Consider the following 17309-nt stretch of genomic DNA (forward strand, 5'->3'; position numbering starts at 1 on the left):
TGTTGATGTTTTCAACAAAAAAAGTGAACCAACCGGTTCACTTTTTCATGGCGTTCAATGTATGCAGAAGATGCTTCACTTTCAGTCTGACTCTTTCATGTAAATGAGCAGTATGCTCCTTTTCTTCTGCATTGGCAGCAGCGATACAAAGATGATGTACCTGGATACTTGTCTCTTGTTTAATGAAGTGCATCAGCTCGCCCATTAGCTGGACAGACGCACCATCTGATATCGTTCCTTTCAGCACAAGCCAAACGGACAGCTCTCCTTCTTGATGCATCCCATAAAGAAGGACATCTTCATCATCATCTTCAGCGGCGTATTGCTTCGGCCCATCAGATTGACCAAGAAATAAATTCCCTTCCTCATCATCCAGCATGTCATGGAGTGCTTCAGTTCCCGTTCCAAGGGACCGTGTCCAAAAGAAACCCCCGCTTTTCTCATGTGATGAAAGGATGCGCAATGGCTGATGAGTAGAAAATGTCATTCCGTTTGCGCCATATGTTTTCCACCCATTCGCTAAGTTCAGCCTTGAATGTTCAGAGATGGACGCAGGTTCAATTACCAGCTGAGGGTTTGCCCGCAGTGGATGTTGGAGAGGTGTTACATCTGTTTCATACACCCGGTTCACCCGTTCGGTGGTCAACACATGATGCGGTTCTCCCAGCATGTCCGTCTTTCCTTCATTCAGCAAAAGCAGGCGGTCACAATACAAACTGGCAATGTTCACATCATGAAACACACCGATCACCGTTAAGTTAGAGGAAACCGTCTCTTGTTTAATCAAATCGAGTAACTCTTTTTGATAAGCTAAATCAAGAAAACTGGTTGGTTCATCCAGCAATAAATAGTCAGGGCACTGAGCCAGCGCTTGAGCTAAGTAAACCCGCTGCTGTTCTCCACCGCTTAACTCATGGATGGATTGATCCTTAAATTGAGCAATATCTGTTTGATCCATCACCTTGCCGACAATCTCGATATCTTCTTTCGTAACAGATTGTAGCCACCCTTTCTGATAAGGATGACGCCCAAACTGGACCGTTTCTTCCACTGTAAATGAAAAGGCTTGATCGGTCTTCTGGGGAAGAACCGCCAATTTTTGCGCAAGTGCCTTTGGCCGGTAGAATTGAACTGGATGGCCATCTAGTGTTACTTGGCCACTCTCAGGTGCTAAAATACCTGCGATCATTTTAAGTAGCGTCGTTTTACCGCTCCCATTTGGACCAAGGATGCCGAGGAATTCCCCTCGCTCCACTTCAAAACTCACGCCGTGAATGACCTCTTTTACACCATATCCTCCTCTAACTTCCTTCACTTGAATCATAGATGCGTCCCTCCTCTATATCTGCGGATGAGGATGATACCAAAGACAGGAGCACCAATTAACGCCGTAATGATGCCAATAGGCAATTCAGTCGGTTCAATGATCGTACGGGAGAGCACATCTGCTAAAACGAGAAAGGAAGCACCATTCAGCATCGACAAAGGCAGCAAATGACGATGATCCGTAATGGATAAAAGACGGATAAAATGTGGAATCACCAGTCCTACAAATCCGATCGTTCCTGACACAGCCACCGCACTTCCAGTCAGAATCGAACCAGCAAGCAGCACAACATATTTGCTCCGTTTCACATGCACCCCTAACAGTTTTGCCTTTTCTTCGCCATATGTCATCACATTTAAATCTCTTCCTATCAAGATCAGTGCAAATGTACCAATGAGGAAAAAAGGAAGGAAAAGAGCAATATATCGCCAGCCTCTCATAGACACACTGCCTAGAAGCCAATGAATAATCTCTTTTAAATCATCACCTGTTAACGCAATCATTAATGAAATGAGGGCTCCTAAAAAAGAGCTAAAGATGACCCCCGTCAAAATTAAAGAAGAAATGCTCATTCCTCGGTGAACCATACGGGCAAAAAAGAGGACGAGACATAGTGTGACAAGCGCTGTTGTCATACTCAAAAAAGGCAGTGTAAAACTGCCAAGCAAAGGAAACTGCAAACTGAAAAACAATGTGGCTACAGCCCCCACAGATGCCCCTTGAGATACCCCAAGTGTATAAGGGTCAGCGAGAGGATTTTTTAATAAACCTTGAAAGGCTGCACCAGATAACGCCAGAGCTGCTCCGACTAACGCCGCTAATATCACTCTCGGCAGCCGGATATTCATCATAATATTGCGGTCAATTGTATCAATGGTTCCGGCCTGAATTCCAAATACTTCATGAACAAAGATCCGAAGTATAGAAGGAATGGGAATCCCTAAACTGCCAAATGAGATTCCCATTCCAATGCTCACGACAAGAAGTAAAGCACTTGCTGTGTATGCGATGATGATTTTATTTGAACGTGTCAGGATAGATGCTTTTCGCAAGAGCCTCCACTCCTTCAACCAATCGCGGTCCCGGTCGTGATGCCAGATCCGTATTCAATTGAAAGACTTGTTTTTCTTTGACTGCTTTGATCGCCTTCCAGCCGTCTCTTTTTTTCAGATCAGCTAAACTTGCGCCATCAATCGTAACGATGGCATCAGGATTTCGTTTAATAATTGATTCTTCCGTCATTTGCACCCAGCCTGTTTGGTCGCCAGCAGCATTTTTTGCATGAATGACAGACAACATTTCGTCCATAAACGTTTGTTTACCTGTTGTATAAATTTCAGGCGCACCTGATACTTCGACAAAAACTGTTTTTTGTTTGTCTTTGGAGATGGATTCTGCTTGTTTTTTGATGTCATTCAGTTTTGATTTCATCTCATCTACAAGCTTCGTTGATGCCTCTTTTACGCCAGCTGCTTCACCAATCATATTAATAGACTTATACACATCTTTGAAGGAAGCTGCATCATTAACAGTCAGCACTTGAATACCTGCATCTTCAAGCTGTTTAAAGCCGTCTTTTGAACTCATTTGTGATGCATGTGCTAAGACAAGATCAGGCTTTAAGGAAATAACCTTCTCTACATTGAAATCAAGACCGCCAATCTTCTCCACCTTTTCTACTTCCTTTGGATAGTTGTCAAAGTCTGATCTACCAACGATTTTATTTCCAAGGCCAAGGGCATAGGCAACCTCTGTATTACTTGGAATTAACGAAACAATTCGTTTAGGCTGTTCTTTGATTTCAACGGTTTTACCAGCTGCATCTTTGATGGATACAGGAAATGCCGCAGCCTCTGTCTCTTTAGGCTTTGAACTGTTTGTTTTTTGGTCCGTTTCCGCACCTGCACACCCTGCTAAAACACCGATCACAAGTAACAATGATAGCCAAATACCAGTTAACTTCTTCATCAATAAACCCCCTGCTTTATGTACTGCTTGACGTCATCTCTTTCGTCAATTCTTTTCTAATTTCGGGAATATTATACTACAGTGCAGATAGGTTGTATATGTGATTCCGAATACGTCTTGTCTGTCCTTATAAAAGAAAAACAGCCTTTGACCTGGCTGTTTTCACTTCCGCTATTGGTTGATATGTTCACCATTAATGACAACTTTCTGAAATGAAGGAGATACTGCATGTTCCAATGAAAGAGGGTACGTGACATCGTCAATGACACAGTCTTTCATTTTAAAGTGTGTGACCGGGGAATGTGAGTATGCGGCGATCTTCACGCCATATCGCCCTCCGCTGCTTTTTAACCCTTCTACTTCAATATGACGGACTACAGGCCTATGCGGACCGGCATCCCCTTCCTCATACATCATGTCGATACAGACCACCTCATGCTTTAAGCTTTTCACTAGATTGTTTTTAAAATAGATGTGTTCAATGGTACCGCCCCTGACAGAGTTGGTCTTAATGCGCAATGCCCTGTCGAGGTTCGGACTGTCCATGACATTATCCTCTGCATATACATACTTGACGCCTCCAGAGATTTCACTCCCGATCGTTACTCCGCCATGACCATCACGCATCGTATTTCTACGAATGACGATGTTTTCAGATGGAACACCGATTCTCCGGCCGTCCTCATTTCTGCCCGATTTAATGGCAATACAATCATCGCCATTATCAAAATAACAATCTTCAATGAGCACATGTCGGCACGACTCTGGATTCACACCATCTGTATTTGGGCCATGACCGATGATATTCACCCCACGGACGATAACGTTTTCACTTAACACCGGATGGACTTGCCACATCGGTGAATCCTTTACTGTTACTCCTTCAATGAGAATGTTTTGGCAATTGTATGGCTGGATAAAGCTTGATCTTAAATAATGTCCTTCGCCAAACACCCTTTCTTCCACTGGTATTCTTTTTTCAGCCATTTCAAAAAGAAGCTGACGATCCCGATCTTGAGAGGGTTGACCATTTGTTCCATACTTCCAAGGCCACCAGTGGTGTTCATCCCCTCTCCCGTCCAGCGTGCCTGCTCCTGTAATCGCGATGTTTTCTGCATGATGGGCATAAATAAGTGGTGAATAATTATAAAGCTCAATTCCTTCATATCTTGTTAGAACAAGCGGGAGATAATCACGTGTATCTTGGCTGAAGCTCACATAGGCGTTTTCATGAAGATGAAGCTCTACATTGCTTTTCAATTCTAGAGCGCCTGTCAAAAATGTCCCTTCAGGAATTAGCACACGCCCTCCTTTCAAACGATGTGCATCATCGATGGCAGACTGAATAGCATTTGTCGAAAGCTCTATCCCTTTGTTATCTGCACCATAATGAATGACATTGAATTCACGATCTGGGAACTTTGGCGCTTTTATCTGCTTTAACACCTGATCTATGCCATTTGTTTCTTTGTCTTTTTTCCCTTGCTTTGCTAAACGTGCGAGTCCAATTCCTGTTAGTACTGTTCCTGCTGTCACATACATCAAATTCCGTTTTTTAGACATTTCCTTATCCCCCAGACGTCTTAAAGTGTCACACCTGTTTTAAAAATGGCCAGCTCTCTAAAATTGTTTTTTTCATGATTTAACAGCTTTCCACTCGCCACATCAATCACCGTGGCAATGAATTTCTCTAGCACCACATCTTCTGGTACATCTTCAAGCAATTCCCCCGCATTAAAGTCGATCCAATGTTTTTTTGTTTCATATAAAGCGGTATTGGTCGATACCTTCATCGTTGGAACAAATGTGCCAAACGGTGTGCCTCTGCCTGTTGTAAAGAGGACGAGCTGACAGCCAGACGCTGCGAGAGCAGATGAAGCAACCAAATCATTCCCGGGCGCACTTAATAAATTCAATCCTTTTCGTTTTAGCAGCTCCCCGTATGTTAAAACATCCTTTATAACGGAAGTACCCGCTTTTTGTGTGCAACCGAGAGATTTATCTTCTAATGTCGAAATTCCTCCTGCTTTATTTCCCGGGGAAGGATTTTCATATACTGGCTGTCGATGATCCATAAAGTATTGTTTAAAATCATTGATCATCTGCACAATATTGTCGAATGTCGCTTTTGATTCCGCTCTCTCCATTAAGATCTCTTCAGCCCCGAACATTTCCGGCACTTCTGTTAAGACGGTGGTCCCTCCTTGAGCCACAATGAAATCGGACAGTCTACCTAAAAGTGGATTTGCGGTAATGCCTGAAAACCCATCTGATCCTCCGCATTTCAAGCCAATTTTCAGCTCAGATAACGGAATGTCTTCACGCTGATCTTCTTTCGCTGCGTCATAAATTTCCTTGAGCAAAGCGACACCCGTCTCAATCTCATCCCCTACTTCTTGGCTTCTTAAAAATTTCACCCTCGTCTGGTCATACTCCCCTAATGTAGCTTTAAAATCCTCAATATCATTGTTTTCACAGCCAAGCCCTAGAACGAGAACCCCTCCAGCATTTGGGTGTTTTACGGCATTTTGAAGTATTGTTTTTGTGTTTTCATGATCATCCCCAAGTTGTGAGCATCCATAATTGTGTTTTAATACTAACGCCGTTTCAAAAGGATGGATGCTTCCCCCCATTTCAGCGGTAAATATTTGAATGATTTGATCGGCAATGCCATTGACACACCCAACTGTTGGGACAATCCAAAGCTCATTTCGTATACCACTTGCGCCATTTTTTCTTTTATACCCTTTGAATGTCAGATTCGTTTTTTCATAGGGGTTTTCTGTTAAAGAAGGGCGGTATTCGTAATCGAGCTTACCTGATAGATTCGTTTTGATATTGTGCGTATGCACCCATTCTCCAGTCGAAATCGCAGTGGATGCATGACCAATGGGGTAGCCATATTTGATGATATTCTCTTTTTCTTTGATCTCAGCCAATGCAAATTTATGACCTTTAGCAACGGTTTCTTTTAAAATGATTGTATGACCTTGGTGCTGAAGCTCTTCGCCTTGCTCAAGCACTTTTAAAGCGATGCCAACATTATCTGAAGGATGAATCACAACAAAGTCTCTCATGCCTTCTCCCCCTGACTTTCATATTGAAGTATTTGGTGAACAGCAGCTCTCATGCCATTTTCATGTATGCAGGTGAGCTGCTCGGCTACTGCATCCTTCAGCCCTGCGATCCTCGTCAAATCCATCCCCCATAAAACTTCGTTTGAAAGAAGTTGATCGACCATTAATTCATAGGAATGGTCCACTTCCTCCCATGCTTCCTTCATGAATGTCATCACAGACTCATCATCCTTTATTTGATCTGCATGGACTTGATAAAAATAAATCAAACTGCTCAGTGAGAACATAAGCTTCGTAGGCAGCTGTTTTTTTAGCTCTATATAATCTAGAAGAGACGGGAGAATTCGTGCCCGAAATTTAGATACACCATTTAAGGCAATATCGAGTAATTGATGTTTGACAAAAGGGTTGCAGAATCGATCCCAAACGGATTGTGTATAAAGAAGCAGCTCTTCTTCAGGAAGTGGCAAACTTGGCAACACTTCCTCCTCAAGCATGCGGCGAATGAACACACCAACATGCTCATCATCCACCGCTTTTTTGACAGTGTCCAAGCCACACGAATATGCAATCGGCACCATCGCTGTATGTGCACCGTTTAAAATGCGAACCTTGCTCATACGATAGGGAGCGATATCTTCCACAAAAAGTACGTTTAACCCTGCTTCTTGAAAAGGAAGCTCTTTTTGAACAAACGAAGGTGCTTCAATGACAAACAGGTGATAATATTCTGCCGTGACAAGCAATTCATCGATATACCCCTCTTCTTTTTGAACAGTCTCCGCTGCTTTCCGAGAAAATCCTGGGACAATCCGATCAACTAACGTATTACAGAACGTGTTGGCTTCCTTGACCCAAGCCACAAAATCAGGCGGAAGATTCCACTCAGCTGCCATTGTGATCACATATTCTCTTAATCGATCACCGTTTTGTTCAATCAATTCACAAGGTAAGATGATCAAGCCCTTTTTCTCATCTCCAGAAAAAGCTTTAAAGCGGTGATACAAGAAGGCTGTCAGCTTTCCTGGAAAACTTGCTTGCGGCCGATCTTCTAATCGGTCCTCTTTTCTTAACACAAGTCCTGCCTCTGTTGTATTAGAAAAGACAAAGCGCACATCAGGACTTTCCGCTACATGTAAAAAGGCTTCATAATCTGTATATGTGCTGATTCCCCTGCTGATGGATTGAATGACGATCCGTTCGTTCATTTCTTTTTGGTCATGAAATCCTTGAATACATAAAGTGTACAAACCATCTTGTTCATTTAGAGCGGTCACTGATCCTTTTCGAGGAGGAACAACCACTGCTCTTCCTTTAAAATCTGTACAGTCGTTTAGCTTCTGGATCTGCCAATTCATAAATCCCCGCATAAAGTTCCCTTCGCCAATTTGTAGAATGGTTTCAGGATATTCAGCCACTGGGTACACATCTTTGGATAATCGTCTCAAACGCTTTTCCTCCCCGCATTTTTTGCACACGTGAACATTTTTATTTAAAAGATGCTGATTACTGCACCTTTTTTACTGAATCTCTAATCATCAGCTCTGTGTGGACATACACTTTTTCCAGATGATCGTCTTCTTGTTTTTCACCGTTGATGACTGAAAGGATGGCTTCTGCTCCAAGCGCACACATTTTTTCAATTGGCTTTTTGACTGTTGTGAGGGCAGGCGTTGTATAAGATGAAAATGAAATATCATCAAAACCGATAATAGAGAGATCATCAGGACACCTTTTACCTTTTGCAAACAATGCATTCATCGCACCAATCGCCATGTCATCGTTTGAGCAAAAAAGGGCAGTTGGCGGATCATCAAGAGTGAGTAAGGCTTCCATTGATTCATAGCCGCTCTTCATATGATAGTCGCCTATGATCATGTATTCTTTCTTCATGGGTACATGATGGTCAATGAGTGCTTGCAAAAAACCAGCTTTTCTTTCCTGTGTGGATTTAAACCCTTCTTTCCCTTCAATAATGGCAATTTGTTTATGCCCCTGCTGAATGAAATAGTGTGCAGCTTGGTATGCCCCTTCACCATCATCCGCTAATATATTCATCACTTGATTACTTTCTACACGGCGATTCAGTACAATAATGGGAATGCCCTGCTTTTTCACATGATGGATAAACGCTTCATCATGCTCGCTTTGGCTCATGAGCAAAATACCATCATACCGCTGTTTATGAATGGTTGTGTAATCGTGAAAATCGTCAATTCCTCTTACAACCAAATGATAGTTTTCTGTTATCACACTGTTGACGCCTTTTAATGCATCAACAAAGAAACTTGAGGATGTGCCTTCTGTTAAACTCGTAAAAAACAGACCAATTGTAAATGATTTTTGCGAGACAAGGCCTCTGGCATGGACATTCGGTGAGTAATTCAGCTGTTTTGCAATCGACAAGATGTTTTGTTTTGTTTTCTCTTTAATAAAAGGACTATTATTCAAAGCCCTTGATACTGTGGTATGAGAAACGTTTGCCAATTTTGCTATATCTTTGATTGTGACTGTCATGCTATTCCGCCTTTTATGATTTTTTATCATCTTATCATAAAAACGCTTTCATATTCTTGCTTTTTGTTCATATCATCTTGCTTTTATGCGGAAGCTCATTTGCCCGTTCAAATTGAAAATACTGCTTTGCATTTTCATAGCTGATTCCTTTTACCATTCCCCCTAGCAAATTGAGATCATTAGGCGCTTCACCTTTTTCCACCCAATCTCCAATGATGTCACATAACAGTCTACGGAAATATTCATGTCTTGTGTACGACAGGAAGCTTCGTGAATCTGTCAGCATTCCAATAAATCGGCTGATCAGTCCGATACTGGAGAGTGCCATCATCTGCTCTGTCATTCCCTGCTTTGTATCATTAAACCACCAGGCTGTTCCATGCTGCATTTTCCCAGGAGTCTTTCCATCTTGAAAACTTCCAGCTATTGTTGAAATCACCACATTGTCCCTTGGATTCAAGGAATAGAGGATGGTTTTTGGTAATGCATGTGCTTGTTCTAACCGATCTAATACGCGGCAAAGGGGTTTTGCAATGTCTTCATCATTCATTGCATCATATCCGGTATCTGGTCCAAGCCGCTCAAACATTTTGGAATTGTTGTTTCTGAGCGCATTGATATGAAGCTGCATCGCCCATCCCCGCTGAGCATATGCCTGACCTAGTTCAATGAATGTGTGCGTTTTAAATTGAACCTTCTCCTTTTCCGTCAATGAATGTCCAGACATTCTTTTATGAAAAATGATCGTAGCTTCTTCTTCCGTCGTGTCTTCGTACGTCATTTCATTGATGGCATGATCTGAAATCAAACAGCCCTGTTCATGAAAGAAATCGATTCGCATATGAAGTGCTTTTATGAAGTCTTGATAGGATTCGATCTTGATAGATGAAACCTCCGCCAGCTGATGAACATACTCGATAAACAAATCATTTGTGATATCTAATGCCTTATCTGGCCGAAACCCTGGCAGTACTTGCACAGAAAAGCCTTCTTCCCGCAGTTGTTGGTGATAAATCAACGAATCAACCGGATCGTCTGTCGTCACAACCGTTTCAACATTTGATTTCACAATGAAATCTCTCGCACCAAATCCATCTCCTTGCAACTTTTCATTTACTTTTTTCCAGATGATGTCTGCGCTTTCTTCATTCAACAGTTCTTCGACATCAAAATATCGTCTTAGCTCTAGATGGGTCCAGTGATAGAGAGGATTTCCAATCGTCATCGGAACGGTTTTCGCCCATGCTAAAAATTTATCATAATCTGAGGCATCTCCTGTGATATGTGTTTCAGGTATCCCATTTGTTCTCATGGCGCGCCATTTGTAATGATCTCCGTAAAGCCATGCTTCGGTTATATTTTGGAACGTTTTATTTTCATAGATTTCTTTTGGACTTAAATGACAATGGTAATCAATAATCGGAAGGTTCTTTGCAAACTCATGGTATAGCTTTTCCGCCGTTTGACTGTTTAATAAAAACTGCTCATCTAAAAAGGCTTTCATCTAACTCCCCCATCTCTTATAATGATGAAAATGATTTTGTTCACGTTAACAATTTTATTGTAATCGTTTACAAAATCGATTTCAATCCTAAAACAAGAAAAAACGATCTCCTTTAGAAAAGAAAATCGTTTTTTGGCTATTTTACAGATGGTGTTTTCTTTAGGATAATCGCAATAGTTGTTCCTTGACCTAATTCACTTTCTACTTGAATATCGCCATCGTGCAGCAAGACAAGCTCTTTTGCAATCGCCAGTCCTAATCCTGTTCCATTTGTTGGATCATTCGTATTTGTCCCTCTATAGTAGCGATTAAATAAATGATCCACCGTTTCCTGCGCCATTCCGCGTCCGTTATCTTTCATTTCGATCCGAACTTCATCATTTGTTTCAGATAGAACAGCTTGAATAAGAGTACCTTTCTGGTTATGCTTCACTGCGTTTGCCAGCAGGTTCTCAATGACTCGTCTAAACCAGGCTTTATCGATCTCAAACATGACACCCTCTGTTTGATCTTCAAAGGATGACATATAATCTTCAGAAAGCGTGCTTCTTGAAAACTCGTCCATAATGGAGGCTAAAAATTCACCAAGCTCAACAGGTTTTCGATTAATAGGCAATGCACCATTTTTCAATCGATACGTGAGGTTTAAATCCTCAATCAAGGTCGACATGTATTCTGATTTCTCACGAATGACTTGTCCCATTTCCATGACTTCTTCCTTGGACCATTGGTATTGATCTGATTCTAGCATTAATCCATAGCCGTAAATCGTACTAAGAGGCGTTTTTAGATCATGAGACAGCCCTGCGATCCATTCTTCCCTTGTGGTTTGAATTTTTCTTCGGTTTGCTTCATTCTCTTTTAACGTATTGGTGAGCTGATCCATTGTTTTAAGGATATCCTCAAACAGCCGATACTCTCGCTTAATACGGCCCTTTTTATTTTTACTTACTGGAATACCTTTTCTATTTGTTGGCTCCTGCAATTTATTTCTTGATAAGAAAATCAGCCAGCGGATAATGTGATAGATCGGTAGCCCATAGCGATACGAGTACCATAATGTCATAACGATAATAATCGTAAGCGCAAGACCTGCAATCAAAAGCGTTGTATATTGGTTTAAAGCCTCTGTCTCTTTATCATAAAGCTCGTCTGGGCTGTATACTTTGTTTGGCACCGAAACAATCATATACAGATCTTTATTCACTCTGATATAAGACAGGTCACTTCTAAACTCCCAAGGCTTTGATTGATACTTGAGCAGTTCAACATCCGTTACGTTATTTTTCAAATTATTTTTGGCTCGGATACCTTTTAAGTATTTTCCTTCTTCATTAAACAGATGCACCGATCCATTCATTCTTTTCAAAAATTCTTTTGTTTCAACTGAATATTGAGACAATGCAGCCAGGTTTTTTTCATGCTGCTTGAGATAATTGGCTACCTTTGTGCTGTTCGTTTTAAATCCATATAAGACGATAAAGCTTTCTTGATCAATCTCAATTGGCCAGAAGTACATCTTGTAATCTTTAAATTGTCTTTTTTCAAAGATCTTGATCATTTCATCCTTTTGATAGGATGTTGGAATGTTTTTAGGGAGTTGATAGCTATAGACGTTGCGTTTTTTGGAATCAATCACTTGCAGCCAGCCATCACGTTTTTCCACTGCTTGTTTGAGCTGATCATCGGCTTCCATTTTTCCATCCTCGTTAAAATAAAGCCAGCTCATGAGTGTATCTCCATCTGCCTTCGTTAAACCAGTTTCAGTCATATTCTCATAGCGCTTTTGAAAATAAAGATTTTCAGAGAATGTTTGCCCGATCGTCAGAATGACGATGACAATAAACATTTGTCCGACAAAGTGAAAGAAAAGTTTTGTTCGTAAATTCATAAACTATTGAAGAACCTTCACAGGTTGCGGAATGAACTTATAGCCCATACCACGGATCGTCACAATATATTCAGGCTGGCTTGGATCTAACTCTATTTTTTCTCTCAGCTTTCGGATATGAACCATGACGGTGTTGTTGTCACCATATGACGGAACACCCCATACTTTCTCATAGATTTGATCTTTTGAAAGTACCACATTCGGATGGTCACAAAAATACTTCAGCAAGGACAAAAGCTGAGCTGAGCAAGCCGTCACCTTTCCCCTTACTTTCAACTCGGCTGCATGAGGATGGTACGAGAAATGAGCATATTCATATTGACTGTGCGCTTCTTCCTGCTCCTCCTGTAAGGAGATATAAGTTCGGTTTAAGTGCGCCTTAATTCTAGCTACTAGCTCTAACGGATTAAATGGCTTTGTGATGTAATCGTCTGCACCTTGTGCAAATCCAGTCAATTTGTCTACATCAGACGTTCTTGCTGTTAAATAGAAAATCGGTACCTTCGTCATTTTCCTGATTTCAGGTAGAACATCAAAGCCAGACTTACCGGGCATCATCACATCTAGAAGTAAGAGGTGGATGTCCTCGTTTTTGACAATATCTAATGCTTCATCTGCATGATAGGCTTTATAAATATGTTGAAACCCTTCTTTTTTTAATACGCGTTCAACCATTTTTACAATTGCTTCTTCGTCATCTGCAATCAATATTTTTGCTGTTTCCACGCATCTCTTTCCTTTCTAGCTATGATCTCTAACCGTATATTACCATTGTCCAAAGTAAAAAAGTACCTCTTTTCTGCATAAAAGCGAAAAAAGATCAACTGGAGAAAATGGCATAACAAGGTAATATCAAAAAATGCAAAAAAAACCCGGTCATACATACCGAGTTTTTTGTCCATCTATTATCCGTTCACAGCTTCAAGCTTTCTTTCATGATTCATTAAGTCATATGTTAAACAGATCGGCTTATTCGTTCTCGGATCAAGAACAATTTCTGCATCGATGTGGAACACCTGACTGAGCACCTCTTTTGTCATGACCTCATGAGGCGTACCATCTTTAATGACTTTCCCTTGATTGAGGGCAATCATGTAATGTGAAAAGCGTGCAGCATGATTCAGGTCATGAATCACCATCAGCACCGTTCTGCCCTGCTCTCTGTTTAAGCGTTCTAATAGCTGAAGGATCTCCAGCTGATGAGCAAGATCTAAATACGTCGTTGGTTCGTCTAATAAAAGCAGCTCTGTTTCCTGAGCGAGTGCCATCGCAATCCATACCCGCTGACGCTGTCCACCGGAGAGTGCTTCAATTGGCCGGTCATGAAATGCAATCATTCCCGTCTCCTCAAGTGCCCATCTGATGATTCGTTTGTCCTCATTTGATAAACGGCCAAATCCATTTTGATGCGGGAAACGTCCATATGACACAAGCTCATAAACGGTCAGACCACTTGGTGCTTCAGGCGTCTGCGGTAAGATGGCCATTTGTTTTGAAATTTCTTTTGTTGGTGTTTGATGGATAGCCTGGCCATTTAAATAAACAGCACCTTGATGGGACTTCATAATACGAGACATTGTTTTTAAAATCGTTGACTTCCCGCACCCATTCGGCCCAATTAATGTCGTCACCTTGCCTTTTGGGATGCTGATATTTAAATCGTCTACAATCAAACGGTCATGATAGCCAATACAAAGCTTTTCTGTTTCAAGTGATTTCATCTGTTGTACTCTCCTTCCTCATTAGTTCGTTTTCATCAATAAGTAAATGAAGTAAGGTGCGCCTAAGGCAGAAACGACAAGTCCAACGGGCACCTCTGATGGAGCAAGTATGACACGCCCAAGTGTATCTGCAAGTAATAACAGCAGTGCACCAATCATAGCGGACGCCGGTATCATTCCTTGATGTTTCGGTCCAACTAGCTTTCTTGCGAGGTGTGGTGCCGCTAACCCTAGGAACGATATACTCCCTGCAACAGCGACACTTGCACCGGCTAATGCAACTGCAATCAGCATGAGAAAACTTCTTTCTTTATGAACTGAAATCCCTAAGCCATAAGATATCTGATCACCCAAATTCATGATATTTAAGTAGCGTGCCCTCACCATCGCTAATACAAGAAAAATCAGCATCCACGGCACGACTGATAAGACATATGTCCAACTTGAGCCCCAAATACTTCCTGACAGCCACACAATGGCTTGGTTAAAATCATTTGGGCTCATCTTTAATTGAATGACCACAATTGCTGCCGAAAATGCAGCATTGATCCCAATACCAGTTAAAATCAATCGAACAGGCGTAATGCCCTTTTTCCACGCTAGCACATAAATGAGAAATGCAGCAAAGGCTGCCCCTGCGAAAGCGAAAAGCGGCAGTACAAATATCGTAAAATCACCTAAGTTCGACATCGAGCCCTGAAAGGCAAAGATAAACAAAACAACCGCAAAACCTGCACCCGCATTTACACCTAGAATGCCGGGATCAGCTAAACCATTTTGAGAAACACCTTGCCAAATGGCTCCTGATACAGCGATAGAAGCGCCAACAAGTAAAGCGATGACCATCCTCGGAAGTCTGAACTCGAATAATACAAGCTCATCCATTTCACTTCCGAGTCCAAAAAATGTTTTGAATGTATCCATCGGAGAAATCCTTATCTCTCCGGTATTTAAACTTATTAGGAACACAGCCACGATGGCTAAAAAGATCATGACCATCGTTCGTTTGTATTTCTTTTTCTTTGCCTGCTGTACCATTTCCATTTAAATTCCGCTCCTTTCACGTCTCGCTAAATATAAGAAGAAAGGAACGCCTATAATGGCTGTAATGGCACCAACTGGCGTTTCAAACGGCGCATTGACAAGCCTTGCCGCAATGTCTGCATAAATGAGCAAAATAGCCCCTAAAATAGCTGAGCAAGGGATAATCCAGCGATAGTCAACGCCGACCAAGAAACGCGTAACATGAGGAATCACAAGCCCGATAAAGCCAATAGAACCTGCAACTGACACGGCTGCACCTGTTAAAAGGATCACGACCAATATGCCAAGTACCTTGACTGTTCGTGTATATTGTCCAAGCCCTTTTGCTAATTCATCACCTAAGCTTAAAACCGTGATGGAGCGGGCAAGAATCATTGCGATGATCAGTCCTACAGCCGCAACTGGAATGATGATCTTAATATTGCTCCAATTTACACCAGCCACACCGCCTGCGTACCAAAAACTCATATCTTGCGCGACGTCAAATCGAATGGCAATCGCTGAGGAAATTGAGCTTAAAAGTGCGCCAACAGCCGTACCGGCTAATGCGAGCTTCACAGGAGTAAGTCCCCCTTTTGAAAGGGTTCCAACCCCAAATACAATAGAGGCGCCAAGTGCTGCACCCAAAAATGACCAAAGAATTAATGTAAAAGAAGATTGGCCTGGGAAAAAAGCAAACGCAATGGCAATCGCAAATGCAGAGCCATTTGTCACACCCATGATTTCAGGAGACGCAAGCGCATTTCTTGTCATGCCTTGCATGATGGCACCTGATACTGCTAAAAAGGCACCGACAAGTGCGGCACCAACTGTACGCGGCAGCCTTAGTTCCCTAATGATTTGATGTGAGGTTTGTTGTGAGTCAAAATGAAAGACGGCTTCCCATACCGTGTGTAAATGAATGTTTGCCGCTCCTAGCGATACTGATAAAAAAAGACCAAATGCTAAAGCAATGATTCCTATGATGACAACAGCTGCTGTACCAAAAGGCTTTGTCACAATATCTATCGCATCATCTTTAGCTGACAGCTGTTTATTTGATTGTGAGCCCAAAACCAGTCTCTTCCCTTCCGTTCATATCTATTCGTTATTAATGATAATGATTATCAATCTCGGAGTCTAGTATATCACTTTCTTCACGTTTTGAAATCCTTGTTCTAATAAATTTCTTTATTTTCATCAAAAAACCGGGAGAATTTCACCATTTTCATTTTGGTCATAAAATAGCCGATGCATTTTTTCTTCTATCATGTTAAGATATAATCGCGAATGAGAATCATTATCATAAACAATTGAATAGGAGCGAACTTTAGTGAAAAAACGAACTGGACTTCTTTTGATTTCCTTCATGACCCTTATGATTTTTACTGCTGCTTGCGGCAGCACTTCCAATAAAGAATCGGGAGCCAAAAAAAATGACACGATCACCTATCAAGATGTAAAGGGTGACGTGAAACTGCCTCAAAACCCAAAACGTATTGTGCTTCTGGCGGAAAGCTATTACGGGGATCTCGTCACACTCGGCAAAACCCCAATTGCTGCCACTGCGCCCATCTTTAAAAACCCTTTCTATAAAGGAAAAACAGATGGAGTGAAAAATATTGGAAAATCTCCCTCTGTTGAGAAAGTAGCCTCTTTGAAGCCGGATATGATCATTGCTTGGGGAGAAGATGAGAAATTTGATCAATACAAAAAAATTGCACCTACAGTTGCCATTCAATACAATCAATATTCGTTTAAAGACCAGCTAAAAGAATTCGGTAAAATGACAGGCACATCAAAAAAAGCAACGGATTGGATCACAAAATGGGATGCCAAAATTGCTGAAGTGAAACCAAAGGTAACAAAAGCTGTAGGAAACAAAACCGTTTCGATCGTATCACCATTCGATAAGGGCATTTACATTTTCGGTAACACTTTTGCACGCGGTGGTGAAATCATTTATGACGAGCTGAAATTAAAAGCTCCGAAGGCTGTCCAAAAAGAAGCCATCGACAGTGGTGTCGGTTATGCAAACATTTCTCTTGAAAAGCTTCCAGAATTTGCAGGTGATTATATTTTCACAAGCCCATGGAGCGGTTCAAAAAGTAATGGCGATCAAGTGTATAAAAGCAGCATCTGGGCATCACTTCCTGCGGTCCAAAACAAACGTGTATTTGAAACAGATACAGTCGGTTACTTCTTTAATGACCCTGTGTCACTAGAAGGTCAGCTCGAATTTATTGTGGATCGATTAACATCTGCCTCATAAAAAAATACG

14 protein-coding genes are annotated in these 17309 nt (G+C 41.5%); 1 reads left to right on the forward strand and 13 read right to left on the reverse strand.

Features of this window, described 5'->3' with window-relative positions; translation table 11 throughout:
• Nucleotides 1-37: 37 nt before the first annotated feature.
• From MKY11_RS16060 to MKY11_RS16120, 13 genes are all read right to left on the reverse strand, one after another.
• Nucleotides 38-1324 carry a heme ABC transporter ATP-binding protein gene (locus MKY11_RS16060; protein ID WP_342501599.1) on the reverse strand — a complete coding sequence of 429 codons (1287 nt, stop codon included), beginning with the start codon at nt 1322-1324 and terminating at the stop codon, nt 38-40.
• Nucleotides 1321-2379 carry an iron ABC transporter permease gene (locus tag MKY11_RS16065; protein WP_342501600.1) on the reverse strand — a complete coding sequence of 353 codons (1059 nt, stop codon included), beginning with the start codon at nt 2377-2379 and terminating at the stop codon, nt 1321-1323. The genes MKY11_RS16060 and MKY11_RS16065 overlap by 4 nt, the downstream gene beginning before the upstream one ends.
• Nucleotides 2345-3295, reverse strand: coding sequence for an ABC transporter substrate-binding protein (locus MKY11_RS16070; protein WP_342501601.1), 951 nt, complete (start codon nt 3293-3295; stop codon nt 2345-2347). Before MKY11_RS16070 ends, MKY11_RS16065 begins: the two co-directional genes overlap by 35 nt.
• A 171-nt stretch (nt 3296-3466) precedes the next feature.
• The gene (locus MKY11_RS16075; protein WP_039168216.1) at nt 3467-4858 is read right to left on the reverse strand and encodes a glycoside hydrolase family 28 protein; all 1392 of its coding nucleotides are present in this window, start codon (nt 4856-4858) and stop codon (nt 3467-3469) included.
• Between the two features lie 20 nt (nt 4859-4878).
• Nucleotides 4879-6372 carry an altronate dehydratase family protein gene (locus MKY11_RS16080; RefSeq protein WP_017359255.1) on the reverse strand — a complete coding sequence of 498 codons (1494 nt, stop codon included), beginning with the start codon at nt 6370-6372 and terminating at the stop codon, nt 4879-4881.
• Nucleotides 6369-7820 carry a tagaturonate reductase gene (locus MKY11_RS16085; protein ID WP_268372742.1) on the reverse strand — a complete coding sequence of 484 codons (1452 nt, stop codon included), beginning with the start codon at nt 7818-7820 and terminating at the stop codon, nt 6369-6371. The genes MKY11_RS16080 and MKY11_RS16085 overlap by 4 nt, the downstream gene beginning before the upstream one ends.
• Before the next feature lie 58 nt (nt 7821-7878).
• Entirely contained in the window at nt 7879-8889 is a 1011-nt protein-coding gene (locus MKY11_RS16090; protein ID WP_058213615.1) for a LacI family DNA-binding transcriptional regulator, read from the reverse strand.
• Between the two features lie 67 nt (nt 8890-8956).
• Nucleotides 8957-10393, reverse strand: coding sequence for a glucuronate isomerase (gene uxaC / locus MKY11_RS16095; protein ID WP_342501602.1), 1437 nt, complete (start codon nt 10391-10393; stop codon nt 8957-8959).
• Between the two features lie 136 nt (nt 10394-10529).
• Nucleotides 10530-12284, reverse strand: a complete 1755-nt coding sequence (locus MKY11_RS16100; protein WP_024719802.1) for a HAMP domain-containing sensor histidine kinase — start codon at nt 12282-12284, stop codon at nt 10530-10532.
• A 3-nt stretch (nt 12285-12287) separates the two neighbouring features.
• Nucleotides 12288-13010, reverse strand: a complete 723-nt coding sequence (locus tag MKY11_RS16105) for a response regulator transcription factor (protein ID WP_047945406.1) — start codon at nt 13008-13010, stop codon at nt 12288-12290.
• A 179-nt stretch (nt 13011-13189) separates the two neighbouring features.
• On the reverse strand, nt 13190-14005 hold the full coding sequence (locus MKY11_RS16110) for an ABC transporter ATP-binding protein (protein ID WP_017368048.1): 816 nt from the start codon (nt 14003-14005) through the stop codon (nt 13190-13192).
• 21 nt (nt 14006-14026) lie between these two features.
• The gene (locus tag MKY11_RS16115; RefSeq protein WP_007500263.1) at nt 14027-15049 is read right to left on the reverse strand and encodes an iron ABC transporter permease; all 1023 of its coding nucleotides are present in this window, start codon (nt 15047-15049) and stop codon (nt 14027-14029) included.
• Entirely contained in the window at nt 15050-16102 is a 1053-nt protein-coding gene (locus MKY11_RS16120; protein WP_008347113.1) for an iron ABC transporter permease, read from the reverse strand.
• A 259-nt stretch (nt 16103-16361) separates the two neighbouring features.
• Here MKY11_RS16120 and MKY11_RS16125 point away from each other — a divergent pair, with 259 nt between their 5' ends.
• Nucleotides 16362-17300, forward strand: a complete 939-nt coding sequence (locus MKY11_RS16125) for an ABC transporter substrate-binding protein (protein WP_282745716.1) — start codon at nt 16362-16364, stop codon at nt 17298-17300.
• Nucleotides 17301-17309: the final 9 nt, after the last annotated feature.

The sequence above is a fragment of the Bacillus sp. FSL W7-1085 genome (assembly GCF_038595035.1).
GTDB classification, from domain to species: Bacteria; Bacillota; Bacilli; order Bacillales; family Bacillaceae; genus Bacillus; species Bacillus altitudinis.